This is a genomic window from Teichococcus aestuarii (assembly GCF_042651065.1).
In the GTDB taxonomy this organism is placed as follows: Bacteria; Pseudomonadota; Alphaproteobacteria; order Acetobacterales; family Acetobacteraceae; genus Pseudoroseomonas; species Pseudoroseomonas aestuarii.
Genome location: NZ_JBHSCH010000176.1, coordinates 1 through 709 on the forward strand (window position 1 = coordinate 1; position 709 = coordinate 709).

The 709-nt window shown below is 41.2% G+C and carries 1 protein-coding gene and 1 pseudogene; both read left to right on the plus strand.

What is annotated here, in order from left to right; translation table 11 throughout:
- A pseudogene (locus ACFOY6_RS24410) lies at positions 1–120 on the plus strand (GNAT family N-acetyltransferase); the annotation flags it as partial.
- 92 nt (positions 121–212) lie between these two features.
- Positions 213–709, plus strand: a 497-nt coding sequence (locus ACFOY6_RS24240; RefSeq protein ID WP_379652473.1) for a phosphotransferase, incomplete at its 3' end; no start/stop codon positions are given.

Genomic DNA, 709 nt, shown 5'->3' on the forward strand with positions numbered 1-709 from the left:
CTTATAGCTTGTAAATTCTATCATAATTGTGGTTTCAAAATCGGCTCCGTCGATACTATGTTATACGCCAACTTTGAAAACAACTTTGAAAAAGCTGTTTTCTGGTATTTAAGGTTTTAGAATGCAAGGAACAGTGAATTGGAGTTCGTCTTGTTATAATTAGCTTCTTGGGGTATCTTTAAATACTGTAGAAAAGAGGAAGGAAATAATAAATGGCTAAAATGAGAATATCACCGGAATTGAAAAAACTGATCGAAAAATACCGCTGCGTAAAAGATACGGAAGGAATGTCTCCTGCTAAGGTATATAAGCTGGTGGGAGAAAATGAAAACCTATATTTAAAAATGACGGACAGCCGGTATAAAGGGACCACCTATGATGTGGAACGGGAAAAGGACATGATGCTATGGCTGGAAGGAAAGCTGCCTGTTCCAAAGGTCCTGCACTTTGAACGGCATGATGGCTGGAGCAATCTGCTCATGAGTGAGGCCGATGGCGTCCTTTGCACGGAAGAGTATGAAGATGAACAAAGCCCTGAAAAGATTATCGAGCTGTATGCGGAGTGCATCAGGCTCTTTCACTCCATCGACATATCGGATTGTCCCTATACGAATAGCTTAGACAGCCGCTTAGCCGAATTGGATTACTTACTGAATAACGATCTGGCCGATGTGGATTGCGAAAACTGGGAAGAAGACACTCCATTTAA